The sequence below is a fragment of the Stenotrophomonas sp. I18B00994 genome (assembly GCF_014145825.1).
GTDB lineage: Bacteria > Pseudomonadota > Gammaproteobacteria > Xanthomonadales > Xanthomonadaceae > Stenotrophomonas > Stenotrophomonas maltophilia.
In genome coordinates this window covers 62,827-76,151 of record NZ_JACIUW010000021.1, presented here as the reverse complement: position 1 = coordinate 76,151, position 13,325 = coordinate 62,827, and the positions used below count along the sequence as shown (strand labels likewise).

Below are 13,325 nucleotides of genomic sequence, written 5' to 3'. Positions count from 1 at the left end.
ATTGATTCTGGCAACGTATCGCTTGCTTTAAAACAATTAATAGTTGCTTGATCAAACGTCTGCAAGATGGACAATCATCCTTCCTGCAGGCGCCTTCACAAGATACCTGCGCATACTTTCAAAGATCTTGGGAAGTGGCCTCAGCGCCGCTCCCGTGTGCTGCGAAGTTTCCTTCGTAGCGAGCCGCCCATTATGCCAGACTTTTTCAGTCTGTCAACACCTTCGTTCGATCATCTCGTTCGGCGGTGGTGGGCGCCCTGTTGTCGCTGAAGCCCCTTGGTGGCGACCCCTGCGACGGGGAGGAGAAGTATGTCCCTATTCCCATCGTTTGTGAAGGGGGTGTGGCGATTTTTTTTACCGGATGTTGCATCCGTTCATCCGGCGCGCTGCGGTAGGTTCCCGCGAAGAGCAGCCAAGCGTGGGCTTGGCTCTACAAGAGCACAAGGAAGGGCCGGCTAGCGCCGGCCCTTCCTTTGTCTCAGGCAGCAACCAGGCGCACGCGGGCAAACGTACGCTTGCCGACCTGCAACAGGCCTTCGAAGCCCGGCTGCAACACCTGCTGGCCGTCTTCGACCACTTCGCCATCCACCTTGACTGCGCGCTCCTTGAGCTTGCGGTTGGCTTCGGAGTTGCTCGGGGTCAGGCCGGCCGCGGTCAGCAGCGCAGCAATACGCAGGCCTTCGACCGGGATCGCCACGTCCTGCAGCGGCAGCTGGGTGATGTCGCCCTGCCCGGTCACCGCCGCTTCCCAGCCCGCGATCGCCTGCTCGGCCGCTGCGGCGTCGTGGAAGCGGGTCGCCAGTTCACGCGCCAGGCGCAGCTTGACCACGCGCGGGTTCAGGCCGCCATTGGCCACCTGCTCGCGCAGCTGCACGGCTTCGGCCTGGCTGATGTCGAAGGACAGCAGCTCGATCCAGCGCCACATCAGGGTGTCGTCCACCTTCATGGTCTTGGTGACGATGTCGATGGCCGGTTCGCTGATGCCAATGTAGTTGCCCAGCGACTTGGACATCTTGTTGACGCCGTCCAGGCCCTCCAGCAGCGGCATGGTCAGCACCACCTGCGGCTTCTGGCCGTGGTGCTCCTGCAGGCCACGGCCCATCAGCAGGTTGAACTTCTGGTCGGTACCGCCCAGCTCCACGTCGGCCTCCAGGGCCACGGAGTCGTAGCCCTGCACCAGCGGGTACAGGAACTCATGGATGGCGATGGACTGCTGGGCGGCGTAGCGCTTGGCGAAATCGTCGCGCTCGAGCATGCGTGCCACGGTGTGCTGGCCGGCCAGGCGGATCATGTCGGCCGCGCCCATCTTGCCGAACCACTCCGAGTTGAAGCGGACTTCGGTACGGCTGCGGTCCAGCACCTTGAACACCTGCTCCTCATAGGTACGCGCGTTGGCCAGCACGTCCTCGCGGCTGAGCGGCTTGCGGGTGAGGCTCTTGCCGGACGGGTCGCCGATCATGCCGGTGAAGTCGCCGATCAGGAAAATGACCTGGTGGCCGAGGTCCTGGAACTGGCGCATCTTGTTCAGCAGCACCGTGTGGCCCAGGTGCAGGTCGGGCGCGGTGGGGTCGAAGCCGGCCTTGATCCGCAGCGGGCGGCCCTCCTGCAGGCGCGCACGCAGATCCTCGAGCTTGAGGATCTCGTCGGCACCACGGCCGATCTGGGCAAGGGCTTCTTCAATCGAGGACACGTGACTACTCCCGGCAACGCCGATTCTTGTGTGGGGTGTTAAAGCAAAGTTAACCCGATTGGCTTCACAAAAGCCAATGGGCACAAGGGTTTGACGCGGTTTTCTCAGGTGTCTATGGTAACCGGCGATCAGGCCCCCGCTCCCGGGCCACCAGGAAAAAACCGCCGATGCACAATTCCGAACAAGGGCGCGCACGCAAGCAGCGCTTCCAGGAACGCCTCCACGTCCTGCACGACAACGCCCTGCATCGGAAGCTCAGGCAACATCTTCCCGCGGCCTTCAACGAGCGCTGGACCCGGCGCCATTGGATGCATGCCAGCCTGTTCGCGACCATCGGCGCCCTGGTGGCGACGATCGTGCCGGGCTTCTCGCACACCATCGACGCCCCCTTTGCCGACAGCCATACCAGCCTGGCACTGCCGTTGCCGCCGCTGGCCATGGCCCGCCAGCAGCAGGTGCCCGGTGACAGCTGGCAGGTGCTGCGCGTGGAACGCGGCCAGACCCTGAGCGATCTGTTCGACAAGGCCGGTATCCCGGCGACCACCCTGCACCGGGTACTGGACCACCCGGGGGCGCGCGAGGCGCTGACCAAGCTTCGCCCGGGCGCCGAGATCGCCTTCGACATGCCCCTGTCCGGCGACCTGCGCAGCATCCGCTTCGACCGCGATGCCGACAACCGGGTGGAGCTGAGCCTGGCAGGTGACGACATCAAGGAGAAGGTGACCAAGCGCGAGACCTCCACGCGCACGGTGGTCACCAGTGGCGAGATCACCAGCTCGCTGTATGCCGCGGCCCGCCGCGCCGGGCTGTCGCCGTCGGCGATCGCGACGATGACCGACGACATCTTCAAGTACGACATCGACTTCTCGAAGGACCTGCAGCCGGGCGACCGCTTCAGCGTGGTGATGGATGAAACCTGGCGCGAAGGCGAGAAGGTGGACACCAGCAAGATTCTGGCGGCGACTTTCACCACCGGTGGCAAGACCTATTCCGGCTTCCGCTTCGACCGCAACGGCAAGTCCGAGTACTACGACATCAACGGCCGTTCGCTGAAGAAGAGCTTCATCCGCATGCCGATCCCGTTCGCGCGGCTGAGCTCGACCTTCGGTGCGCGCAAGCACCCCGTGCTGGGCAAGATGCGCATGCACAAGGGCGTGGACTACGCCGCGCGCACCGGCACCCCGATCATGGCCGCCGGCGACGCCCGCGTGCAGTTCGCCGGCGTGCAGCGCGGTTACGGCAACGTGGTGATCCTCGACCACGGCCGTGGCCACACCACCCTGTATGGGCACATGTCGCGCTTTGCGAACATCAAGACCGGCCAGCGGGTGGCCCAGGGCACGGTGATCGGTTATGTCGGCTCGACCGGCCTGGCCACCGGCCCGCACCTGCACTACGAATTCCGCGTCAACGGCGAGCACCGCAACCCGCTGACCGTGACCATGCCGCCGCCGGAGCCGCTGAAGGGCGCCGAGCTGGTCGCCTTCCGCGCGCAGACCGCGCCGGCGATGGCCCGCATCCAGGGCATGGAGAAGCTGATCTACGCCGATGCCAGCCCGGCACCGACCAGCCGCGACGAGGCCGCCCCCGAGGTGGCCAGCGCCAAGGACAAGAGCAGCACCGGCCGCAAGCGCGGCTGAGCCCCTGCGTTGACGAAGAAGGACGCGGCAGCACAAGCTTGCCGCGTCCTTTTTTTATGCCCGCCATGAACACGACTGCCGACACTGACGCCCCCCTGTACCTTGGCCTGATGTCGGGCACCAGTGCCGACGGCATCGATGCCGCGCTGGTGCAGTTTCCTGCCGGCGGAGGCTGCCGCTTCGTGCACGGCCTGACCGCCCGCTGGGAGCCGGTGCTGCGTGCACGGCTGGTGGCGCTGGGCGAAGGTGGTCCACTGGATTCGCTGGAGGAGCTGGGCGAGCTGGACGCCCGGATCGCGATCAGCTTCGCTGGGGCCGCCAACCAGCTGCTGGCCGAGGCTGGCGTGGACGGCAGCCAGGTGCGCGCGATCGGCTCGCATGGGCAGACCGTGCGTCACCGGCCGCTGGCCGACCCCGCCTTCACCGTGCAGCTGGGCGACGGCAACCGCATCGCCGAATTGACCGGGATCACCACGGTCTCCGACTTCCGCCGACGCGACGTGGCGGCCGGGGGCCATGGTGCGCCACTGATGCCGGCCTTCCACCTGGCCATGCTGGGCACGGCCGACGAAGACCGCGCCGTGCTCAATCTGGGCGGTATCGCCAACCTGACCCTGATTCCGCGCGAAGGTGCGGTACGTGGCTTCGATACCGGCCCGGCCAATGCGCTGATGGATGCCTGGTGCCAGCGCCACACCGGCCGCACCTTTGATGCCGACGGCGCGTACGCCGCCAGCGGCGCGGTGGACGAGGGCCTGCTGGCGGGCTGGCGCTCGGACCCGTGGTTCGCGCTGCCGCCGCCGAAGAGCACCGGCCGTGAGCAGTTCCACCTGGCCTGGGCCGAGGCGCACATGGCCGAGGGCCAGTACGCGGCGGCCGACGTGCAGGCGACCCTGCTGGAGCTGACCGTGGCAACGGTGGCCGATGCGCTGCTGGCGCAGCAGCCGCAGACCCGCCGCCTGCTGGTCTGTGGCGGCGGGGTACGCAACCGGCAGCTGATGAAGCGCCTGGCGGCGCGGCTGCCGGACGTGCAGGTGGAATCCAGCGCCGTGCACGGGCTGGACCCGGAGTACGTGGAGGCAATGGGCTTTGCATGGCTGGCGCAGCGGACGATGGACGGGCTGGCCGGCAACCTGCCAAGCGTGACCGGAGCTAAGGGCCCGCGGATCCTGGGTGCGATCCACCTGGCGTGAGGTGGCGCCATCCACGCGTGGCGTGGATCTACCGGGCAGCCGGGCGTGGGCTAGGCTCTACAGCATTGCGGCGCGGCCGCTAATCGAAGCCTTGCCCTGCGGGCAAGGCCTGCAGGGCGGCAATGGCATCGGACAGGGCATCCACTTCCGGATCGCCGAAGCCGGAGCGGACTTCCAGTTCACTGCTGAACAGCCCCTGCTCCAGCAAGGCGGCACAGGTCTGTTCGTGGGTCCAGCCGCGGGCGACCGCGACGCGTTTGATACGTTCCAGCAGCAGCGGGTCCAGGTCCCGCAGCACAACGTCGGCCATGCTCACTTCCCCGTTCGCAAGGCACCGCCCCCTCGGCGCGTCGGGGCGATGATCCCGCAGACCGGGCGGGCAGGCAATCAGGTCGAGCCGGCGGCCTGGCGACGGCGCTGCTGCAGGATCAGCAGGGCGCAGAGGATCACCACCGGGATCGCCACCAGCGCGGTACCGACGAAGAACAGCGCGTAGCCTTCCAGCAACGTCCGGCCCTGTGCGAGCGTCTGTACCGACCACCCCGAGAGCCCCTTGAGCGCCTTGCCGGGCATCGCGTAGAACGAACTCAGCAGTGCGTACTGGGTTGCGGTGTATCCGATGCTGGTCAGGCTCGACATGTAGGCGATCAGCGCCGTACCGGCGAAGCCGCTGGCGAAGTTGTCGATTGCCATGGCCACGGCGAAATGGGTTGTGTCCGGGCCGGAATAGGCCAGCCAGGCAAACGCCAGGTTGGAGGCCGGCCCCAGCACGGCGCCTACCATCAGCGCCGCCAGCACCCCCCAGCGGACCGAGACCAGGCCCGCTGCGGCAATACCGACGAAGGTCGCGACCAGCCCGACCGAACCACGCACCGCGCCCACGGTGTCCTCGTCCAGGCCGAGATCGACGTAGAACGGGTTGGCCATCGGTCCCATGACGAAGTCGGCCATGCGATAGACGCTGATGGCCACCAGAATCAGGATCGCGCCGCTGCGATGCTCGCGGACGAAGGCGATGAACGGTCCCGCTACGGCGTCGAACAATCCGCGCGGTGTCCACAGCGAGGTCGCCTGCGCCTGCACGGCAGCCACTTCCCGCGCGGGTTCGCGGGCCATGACCACGGCCACCACGCCAAGCGCCATCAGCACGGCCATGATCTCGTAGGAAACCTGCCAGCCGACACGGGCCGCGATGATCAGGATCAGCGCATCGGTGACCAGCAATGCAGTGCGGTAGCCCAGTGCCGAGGATGAGGTCAGCAGTCCAAGCTGCTCGCTGTTGTCAGCACTTTCAATGCGCCAGGCATCGATGACGATGTCCTGGGTGGCCGAAGCAAACGCCACGATCACAGCCATCACGCCGAACACGACGATGTGCTGCCATGCGATACCCAGGAACTGGATCTGGCCCCCCTTGGGCTGGACCAGCGCCATGCCGACCAGGCCCACCACCACAACCAGCTGCGACAGCAGCATCCAGCCACGGCGGCGGCCAAAGCGGCCGAACAGAGGCACGTCGGTCTTGTCGACGATCGGTGCCCACAGGAACTTCATGGTGTAGGCCAGCCCGACCCATGACAGGAAGCCGATCGTACTCAGCTCGATGCCTTCCTTGCGCATCCAGAAGCCGAGCGTGTTGCCCACCAGATAGATCGGCAGGCCGGAACTGAAGCCGAGCAGCAGCATCGCCAGCACCTTGCGCTGGCTCAGGTTGGACAACACCTGCTGCCACGGTCGGCGCGGCTTGGCAGCCTCGGTCACAGGTCGTAGTCCACGGTGAACGGGGCGTGGTCGGAGAAGCGCTCGTCGCGGTAGATCGAGCAGCTTCGCAGGCGGTCACGCAGGCCCGGGGTGATGAACTGGTAGTCGATGCGCCAACCGACATTGTTGGCACGGGCGGCGCCGCGGTTGCTCCACCAGGTGTAGTCCTCTCCGGTGGGGTTGAGCAGGCGGTAGGCATCGGCCCAGCCGCGACCGGCGGCGACATCGGTGGCCTGGCCGTGGTCGGCGCAGAGGGCGTTGAGCCAGTCGCGTTCCTCCGGCAGGCAACCGGAATTCTTCTGGTTGGACTTCCAGTTCTTGATGTCCAGCGCCGAACGCACGATGTTCCAGTCGCCGCACAGCACGTAGTCGCGGCCGCTGCGCGCCCACTCCTCCAGGATCGGCCGCAGCCATTCCATCACTTCGAACTTGAAGCCCTGGCGCAGGTCGCCCGAGCTGCCGGACGGGATATAGAAGGAGACCACGCTGAGGTTGCCGTAGCGTGCCTCGATGTAGCGGCCTTCGTCGTCGAACGGGGCCCAGCCCAGCGAAGTGATGACCTGGTCCGGCTCGCGCTTGCTGTAGATCGCCACACCGCTGTAGCCCTTCTTGGTAATGGCGTCGCGGTAGAAGCAGTGGTGGCCGTCCGGGCGGAACATCGGGTCGCTCAGCTGGTCTTCCTGGGCCTTGGTTTCCTGGATGCACAGGACATCGGCATCCTGGGCACGGAACCAGTCGAGGAAGCCCTTGGTCGCGGCGGAACGGATGCCATTGGCGTTGAAACTGATGATGCGCATGCGGAAGACCTACGGCGGGAAACCGGGCAAGCATACCGGTTGACTGCAGGGCTGCGCAGTCCGCCGGGTGGGCCCGCCAGCGCCTTCACACGGGGCCGGACGAGCGCGAAACGCCCAGCTGGATTAGGATTTGTGCTCCAAATGAAGATGAATCGAGTTTTGATGAGCGACCACCGCCACCGTTTCCTGCAGTTGGCCCTGACCGCCGACGCCCTTCGCTTCGGCCAGTTCACCCTCAAGTCCGGCCGGCTGAGCCCCTATTTCTTCAACGCCGGGCGCTTCGACTCCGGCTCGCTGCTGTCCCAGCTCGGCGCGTGCTATGCCGATGCCATCGATGCCAGCGGGATCAAGTACGACGTGGTGTTCGGCCCGGCCTACAAGGGCATCCCGCTGGCCACCGCGATGGCCTGTGAGCTGGCCCAGCGTGGCCGCGACCTGCCGCTGTCGTTCAACCGCAAGGAAGCCAAGGACCATGGCGAGGGTGGCCAGCTGATCGGCGCCGACATGCAGGGCAAGCGCGTGCTGATCGTCGACGACGTGATCACCGCCGGTACGGCGATCCGCGAAGCGCTGGGCATCATCCGCGCCGCCGGTGGCACCCCGGCCGGCATCGTGGTGGCGCTGGACCGCCAGGAGATCGCTTCGGAGACCGACCGCCGTTCTGCCGCGCAGTCGGTGGCCGAAGAAGCCGGTATCCCGGTGATCGCCGTGGCATCGCTGGCCGATCTGCTTGATTTCGCCTCCGGCAACCCGGAACTTGTGGGTTACCGGCAGCCGCTGGAAGCCTACCGGGCCCAGTACGGCGTTCGTTCGATCCGCTGACCGACCCAGGGGAAAGGTCATGTCCCGAGTTCCTGCTGTCCTCTTCGCCGGCCTGCTGCTGGTCGTGCCATTCACCGTACCGGCGCAGTCGCGCGACAGCGGCAAGGCGGAAAAGAAGCTGTACTGCTGGAACGAGGGCAAGGAGCGGATCTGCAGTGATTCGCTGCCGGCCGACGCGGTCAACCATGCCCGCGAGGAATTCAATGCGAGCACGGGCCTGCGCAATGCGCAGGTCCAGCGCGCGTTGACCGACGAGGAGCGTGCCGCTGCCAGCACCGCTGCGCAGCAGCAACAGCTGGACCTGATGGCCGAGCAGACCCGCCAGCGCACCGAGCAGGCCATGTTGTCCACCTACGGCAGCGAGGCCGACCTGCGCCGGGTGTTTGCCGAGCGCCAGGAAGTGCTGGACAACAACCTGAAGACCGCCGAGTACAACGTCACCAGCCTGCGTGAGTCGCTGGTGGCGCTGCTGTCGGCGGCGGGAGACCGCGAGCTGGCCGGCGCCAAGGTGGCCGACAAGCAGGCCGAGGCGATCCGCAAGCGGCATGCGCAGCTGCAGGCGCAGCAGCGCCTGCAGGCCGGGCTGGTGCAGCAGCAGCAGGCGTTGAAGGCCGAGATCGACAGCACCCTGCAGCGCTATCGCGAGCTGAAGGGGCTGGTGCCGGCGGACGCTCCGGCGGGCTGACGGCGCGGCCTCCGCCGGGCATGGCCCGGCGCTACCCCGGGCCTGGTTACGGGTTGGCCCACGGAATTTATGCACTCTTTACGCGTCGGCCCGGTCCGGCGCGTAGTGCGTTTATGGGGGGTAGGACGACGATGGCGGCCTGAGGTGGAGGGGTTCCACCAGGACGCTATTGCAATGTCCCCCTGGCTGTCGTTGTTGTGTGGCGTGCTGGTGCTGGTTGCCGCCGCCTATCTCCTTTATGTCGTGCTGCGGCCCGAGTCGTTCTGAGCGGAGCCGGCCATGACTGAGATGCTTGTGATTATTGCCGCCAGCCTGCTGCTGGCGTGGCCGCTGGGCCTGTACCTGGCGCGCGTGATGCGCGGCACGCCGATGAAGGTCGACGTGCTGTTCCATTGGATCGAGAAGCCGCTGTACAAGGTGCTTGGCGTCGATCCATCGCGCGCCATGTCCTGGCGCGGCTATGTGCTGGCCTTCGTGCTGAGCAACGTGGTGGTCGCGGTGCTGACCCAGGCGGTGTTCATGACCCAGGCCTGGTTGCCGTTGAACCCGGACCAGATCCCGAACATGCGCTGGGACACCGCGCTGCACACGATGATCTCGTTCCTGACCAACACCAACCAGCAGCACTATTCGGGCCAGGCGCAGCTGTCCTACTTCTCGCAGATGACCGGCATCACCGGCCTGCAGGTGGTGACGCCGATGATGGGCCTGGCGCTGGCGGTGGCGACGCTGCGCGCGTTGTTCTCGCGTGCGCCGCAGGCTGCGGCGACCACCGGGGCCGGCGATGACCGCCAGGTGGCGGTGGGCAACTACTATGTGGACGTGGTGCGCCTGTGCGTGCGCTTCCTGCTGCCGCTGTGCCTGGTGTGGACGCTGGTGCTGACCAGTCAGGGCGTGCCGTCGACGATGGCCGGTGGCCCACAGGCCACGCCGATCGATGCCAGCGCCGGCATGGCCGAACAGAAACTGCCGTTGGGACCGGTGGCGGCGATGGTCGCGGCCAAGCAGCTGGGCGCCAACGGCGGCGGCTGGTACGGCCCGAACAGCAGCTTCCCGCTGGAGAACCCGACCCCGCTGTCGAACGCGCTGGAGATCGTCGGCATCCTGCTGGTGCCGATGGCGGTGATCTTCATGATCGGCGCGTTCACCGGCCGGCGCCGCTTCGGCGCCCTGGTGTTCAGCTGCATGCTGGGCATGTCGCTGCTGTCCACCGGCGCGATGATGTGGAGCGAAGGGCATGGCGCCAGCGCCGCCACCCCGCTGCTGATGGAAGGCAAGGAAGTGCGCTTCGGCGCCGATGGCACTGCGCTGTGGGCGGCGGTAACCACCCAGGTCTCCAACGGCTCGGTCAACGGCATGCACGATTCGCTGGCGCCGCTCAGTGGCGGCATCGCGATGGTCAACATGCTGGTCAGCGCGATCTGGGGCGGCATCGGCTGCGGCCTGCAGCAGTTCATCGTGTACCTCCTGCTGGGCGTGTTCCTGGCCGGTTTGATGACCGGGCGTACGCCGGAACTGTTCGGCCGCAAGCTGGAGACGCCACAGGTACGCCTGCTGGCCCTGCTGGTGCTGCTGCAGCCGATCACCCTGCTGGTGTTCACCGCGATCACCCTGGCCGTACCCGGCCTGGCAGGCACCTCCAATCCCGGCTTCCATGGCATCAGCCAGGTGTTCTACGAGTATGTCTCGGCCTATGCCAACAACGGTTCGGGCTTTGAAGGGCTGGGTGACGCCACGCTGTGGTGGAACCTGAGCTGCTCGCTGGTGCTGCTGCTGGGCCGCTTCCCGCTGCTGATCATCCCGCTGGTGGTGGCCGCACAGCTGGCTGCCAAGCGCCAGGCGCCGGAGTCTGCCGGCAGCCTGCAGATCGAAACGCCGACCTTCGCCCTGACCCTGGTCTCGGTGATCGTCATCCTGACCGTGCTGCAGTTCATGCCGGCGCTGGTACTCGGCCCGATCGCCGACCACCTGAGCCTGGGACTGCACTGAGGACACCGCAATGAGTACCCACGCAAGTTCAACCCGTAGTTCCCTCGCACCGCGCCCTGCCCTGCTGGATGGCGCAGGCCTGCGCCGCGCACTGGTCGAGGCAGTGCGCAAGCTGTCGCCGATGCATCTGGTGCGCAGCCCGGTGATGGCGGTGGTGATGGCCGGCACGATCGTGGCCGCGATCGTCACCCTGACCGGCAATGCGCCGCTGGGCTTTGGCCTGGCGGTGACCGCGATCCTGCTGGTGACCGTGCTGTTCGGCAATTTCGCCGAAGCCGTGGCCGAAGCACGTGGCCGTGGCCAGGCCGCATCGCTGCGCCGCGCCCGCCAGGACCTGGTGGCGCGCCGCCTGGCCGCACCGCAGCCGGGTGCCGCGGAAACCCAGCTGCCAGCCGCCGAGCTGCGCCCGGGCGACCATGTAATCGTCAGTGCCGGTGAGCTGGTACCGGCCGATGGCGAGATCGTGCAGGGCCTGGCCACCATCAACGAAGCAGCGGTGACCGGCGAATCGGCACCGGTGCTGCGCGAAGCCGGTACCGACCGTTCCGGTGTGATCGGCGGAACCAAGGTGCTGTCCGACCAGATCATCGTGCGGGTGACCGCCGAGCCGGGCCACAGCTTCCTGGACCGGATGATCGCGCTGGTGGAAGGCGCCAACCGGCAGAAGACGCCGAACGAGATCGCACTGACCCTGCTGCTGGCGGCGATGACGCTGACCTTCCTGGTGGTGGTGGCGACGCTGCCGGCCATCGGCGCGGCGGTAGGCGTGCAGGTTGACCCGCTGCTGCTGATCGCACTTCTGGTCTGCCTGATCCCGACCACCATCGGCGGCCTGCTGCCGGCCATCGGCATCGCCGGCATGAACCGCGCGTTGGCCGCCAACGTGCTGGCCAAGTCGGGCAAGGCGGTGGAAGTCGCGGGAGACGTGGACGTGCTGCTGCTGGACAAGACCGGCACCATCACCTACGGCGACCGCCAGGCCAGCCACTTCCATCCGTTGGCCGGTATCGATGCCAGCCAGCTGCGTGAAGCGGCGCTGTTGTCCTCGCTGGCCGACCCGACCCCGGAAGGCAAGTCGATCGTGCGCCTGGCGCGCGAACAGGGCTGCGCCACCGCCGAACCGGACCACGCCGAGTACCTGGCGTTCAGTGCGCAGACCCGCATGTCCGGCGTGGATCTTGAACATGGGCGGCAGATCCGCAAGGGCGCCGCCGATGCGATCCGTGCCCACGTACAGGCGCTGGGCGGCAATGTACCGGCTGAACTGGCCGGCCGCGTCGAGCAGGTCGCACGCAACGGTGCCACCCCGCTGGTGGTGGCCGAGGGCCGCCACGTGCTGGGCGTGATCGAACTGTCGGACGTGGTCAAGCACGGCATGCGCGAGAAGTTCGCGCAGCTGCGGGCGATGGGCATCCGCACGGTGATGATCACCGGCGACAACCCGCTGACCGCCGCCGCGATCGCTGCCGAAGCCGGTGTCGACGACTACATCGCCGAGGCCCGCCCTGAAGACAAGCTGGCACGCATCCGCCAGGAGCAGGCCGGTGGCCGCCTGGTGGCGATGGTCGGTGACGGTACCAACGATGCCCCGGCACTGGCCCAGGCCGACATCGGCCTGGCGATGAACTCCGGTACGCAGGCGGCGAAAGAGGCCGGCAACATGGTCGACCTCGATTCGGACCCGGCCAAGCTGCTGGCAGTGGTGGAAGTAGGCAAGCAGCAGCTGATCACCCGCGGTGCGCTGACCACCTTCTCGCTGGCCAACGACGTGTCCAAGTACTTCGCGATCCTGCCGGCGCTGTTTGCCGCTGCGGTTCCGGCCATGGCCGCACTGAACGTGATGCAGCTGTCGAGCCCTCGCAACGCGGTGCTGGCGGCGCTGATCTTCAACGCCCTGGTGATTCCCGCCCTGATCCCGCTCGCCCTGCGTGGCGTGCGCTTCCGCCCGGCCACCGCAACGGCGCTGCTGCGCCGGAACATGCTGGTGTACGGCCTCGGCGGCGTGCTGCTGCCGTTCGCGGCGATCAAGCTGATCGACCTCCTTCTTGTCCTGGTATTCGGCGCATGAACCGTTCTGCTTCCAAATCCACTTCCCTGTCCCGCGAACCGAAGGCCGAGGCCTGCGTGGCCAGCCTGCAGGACGGCGCCAGCTGGCGCCCGGCGATCGGCCTGGGCCTGGCCACCCTGCTGCTGGCCGGTGCGGTCTACGCCGGTATCGCCACCGGTTTCGCCGGCCTGGCCTACCCGACCCAGGCCGAGGGCAGCCTGCTGCGCGATGGCAGCGGCCAGGTGCGCGGCTCGGCGTGGCTGTCGCAGCCGTTCGCCGGTGACGGCTACTTCCAGGCACGTCCGTCGGCGGCCAACTACGACCCGATGGCGGCAGCCGGTTCCAACATGGCGCGCAGCAACCCGGCGCTGGCCGAGCGTGTTGCCGCCAGCACCGCGGCGGTGGCCACACGCGAAGGCGTTGCCCCGGCGCAGGTTCCTGCGGACCTGGTCACCCAGTCCGCCGGCGGCCTGGATCCTCAGCTGTCACCGGCTGCAGCGCAGTTGCAGGTAGCCCGCGTGGCGCGTGCCCGTGGCCTGCCGGTGGAACGCGTGCAGGCACTGGTGCAGGCGCATACCGAAGGTCGCCAGTGGGGCCTGTTCGGCCAGCCGCGGGTGAACGTGGTGACGCTGAACTTCGCGCTGGACCACGCGGCCAAGGCGCCGTGATGCCGGCCTGCACCGGCTGCGCGCACAATGGCA

12 protein-coding genes are annotated in these 13,325 nt (G+C 67.3%); 8 read left to right on the top strand and 4 right to left on the bottom strand.

Going from position 1 to position 13,325, the window contains the following annotated elements:
* Positions 1 to 478 precede the first annotated feature (478 nt).
* Positions 479 to 1,690 (bottom strand): tyrosine--tRNA ligase, encoded by a 1,212-nt coding sequence (gene tyrS / locus H4O10_RS18535; protein WP_005407778.1) that lies wholly within the window; start codon positions 1,688 to 1,690, stop codon positions 479 to 481.
* Positions 1,691 to 1,857: 167 nt separating this feature from the next.
* Here tyrS and H4O10_RS18530 point away from each other — a divergent pair, with 167 nt between their 5' ends.
* A complete protein-coding gene (locus H4O10_RS18530; RefSeq protein ID WP_005407777.1) occupies positions 1,858 to 3,330 on the top strand; it encodes a peptidoglycan DD-metalloendopeptidase family protein in 1,473 nt (490 codons plus the stop codon).
* A gap of 65 nt (positions 3,331 to 3,395) precedes the next feature.
* Positions 3,396 to 4,523, top strand: coding sequence for an anhydro-N-acetylmuramic acid kinase (locus H4O10_RS18525; protein WP_080353454.1), 1,128 nt, complete (start codon positions 3,396 to 3,398; stop codon positions 4,521 to 4,523).
* A gap of 79 nt (positions 4,524 to 4,602) precedes the next feature.
* On the opposite strand, the gene H4O10_RS18520 is transcribed toward H4O10_RS18525, so the two are convergent.
* The 3 genes from H4O10_RS18520 to H4O10_RS18510 form a co-directional block, all read right to left on the bottom strand.
* Positions 4,603 to 4,833: a hypothetical protein gene (locus H4O10_RS18520; protein ID WP_005407775.1), complete on the bottom strand. Its 231-nt coding sequence runs from the start codon at positions 4,831 to 4,833 to the stop codon at positions 4,603 to 4,605.
* 77 nt (positions 4,834 to 4,910) lie between these two features.
* Positions 4,911 to 6,284 carry an MFS transporter gene (locus H4O10_RS18515; RefSeq protein ID WP_005412009.1) on the bottom strand — a complete coding sequence of 458 codons (1,374 nt, stop codon included), beginning with the start codon at positions 6,282 to 6,284 and terminating at the stop codon, positions 4,911 to 4,913.
* A complete protein-coding gene (locus H4O10_RS18510; RefSeq protein WP_024956358.1) occupies positions 6,281 to 7,081 on the bottom strand; it encodes an exodeoxyribonuclease III in 801 nt (266 codons plus the stop codon). The genes H4O10_RS18515 and H4O10_RS18510 overlap by 4 nt, the downstream gene beginning before the upstream one ends.
* Before the next feature lie 162 nt (positions 7,082 to 7,243).
* Here H4O10_RS18510 and pyrE point away from each other — a divergent pair, with 162 nt between their 5' ends.
* The 6 genes from pyrE to kdpC all read left to right on the top strand — a co-directional run bounded on the left by pyrE (position 7,244) and on the right by kdpC (position 13,292).
* Complete coding sequence (gene pyrE, locus H4O10_RS18505; protein WP_005407772.1) at positions 7,244 to 7,903, top strand: orotate phosphoribosyltransferase; 660 nt, start codon at positions 7,244 to 7,246, stop codon at positions 7,901 to 7,903.
* 19 nt (positions 7,904 to 7,922) lie between these two features.
* Entirely contained in the window at positions 7,923 to 8,588 is a 666-nt protein-coding gene (locus tag H4O10_RS18500; RefSeq protein WP_005407771.1) for a hypothetical protein, read from the top strand.
* A 174-nt stretch (positions 8,589 to 8,762) separates the two neighbouring features.
* Entirely contained in the window at positions 8,763 to 8,855 is a 93-nt protein-coding gene (locus tag H4O10_RS18495; RefSeq protein WP_005407770.1) for a potassium-transporting ATPase subunit F, read from the top strand.
* A 12-nt stretch (positions 8,856 to 8,867) separates the two neighbouring features.
* Positions 8,868 to 10,577 carry a potassium-transporting ATPase subunit KdpA gene (gene kdpA / locus H4O10_RS18490; RefSeq protein ID WP_049453641.1) on the top strand — a complete coding sequence of 570 codons (1,710 nt, stop codon included), beginning with the start codon at positions 8,868 to 8,870 and terminating at the stop codon, positions 10,575 to 10,577.
* Between the two features lie 10 nt (positions 10,578 to 10,587).
* Complete coding sequence (gene kdpB / locus H4O10_RS18485; RefSeq protein WP_049453639.1) at positions 10,588 to 12,645, top strand: potassium-transporting ATPase subunit KdpB; 2,058 nt, start codon at positions 10,588 to 10,590, stop codon at positions 12,643 to 12,645.
* Positions 12,642 to 13,292: a potassium-transporting ATPase subunit KdpC gene (kdpC, locus tag H4O10_RS18480; protein ID WP_049453637.1), complete on the top strand. Its 651-nt coding sequence runs from the start codon at positions 12,642 to 12,644 to the stop codon at positions 13,290 to 13,292. The genes kdpB and kdpC overlap by 4 nt, the downstream gene beginning before the upstream one ends.
* The last annotated feature ends 33 nt before the right edge of the window (positions 13,293 to 13,325 follow it).

Excerpts from the sequence above, each read along its gene's own strand:
- pyrE (WP_005407772.1), top strand. The coding sequence starts at position 7,244 with ATGAGCGACCACCGCCACCGTTTCCTGCAGTTGGCCCTGACCGCCGAC.
- H4O10_RS18495 (WP_005407770.1), top strand. The coding sequence starts at position 8,763 with ATGTCCCCCTGGCTGTCGTTGTTGTGTGGCGTGCTGGTGCTGGTTGCC.
- H4O10_RS18510 (WP_024956358.1), bottom strand. The coding sequence starts at position 7,081 with ATGCGCATCATCAGTTTCAACGCCAATGGCATCCGTTCCGCCGCGACC.
- H4O10_RS18525 (WP_080353454.1), top strand. The coding sequence starts at position 3,396 with ATGAACACGACTGCCGACACTGACGCCCCCCTGTACCTTGGCCTGATG.
- H4O10_RS18520 (WP_005407775.1), bottom strand. The coding sequence starts at position 4,833 with ATGGCCGACGTTGTGCTGCGGGACCTGGACCCGCTGCTGCTGGAACGT.
- H4O10_RS18500 (WP_005407771.1), top strand. The coding sequence starts at position 7,923 with ATGTCCCGAGTTCCTGCTGTCCTCTTCGCCGGCCTGCTGCTGGTCGTG.
- kdpB (WP_049453639.1), top strand. The coding sequence starts at position 10,588 with ATGAGTACCCACGCAAGTTCAACCCGTAGTTCCCTCGCACCGCGCCCT.
- H4O10_RS18530 (WP_005407777.1), top strand. The coding sequence starts at position 1,858 with ATGCACAATTCCGAACAAGGGCGCGCACGCAAGCAGCGCTTCCAGGAA.
- kdpA (WP_049453641.1), top strand. The coding sequence starts at position 8,868 with ATGACTGAGATGCTTGTGATTATTGCCGCCAGCCTGCTGCTGGCGTGG.
- kdpC (WP_049453637.1), top strand. The coding sequence starts at position 12,642 with ATGAACCGTTCTGCTTCCAAATCCACTTCCCTGTCCCGCGAACCGAAG.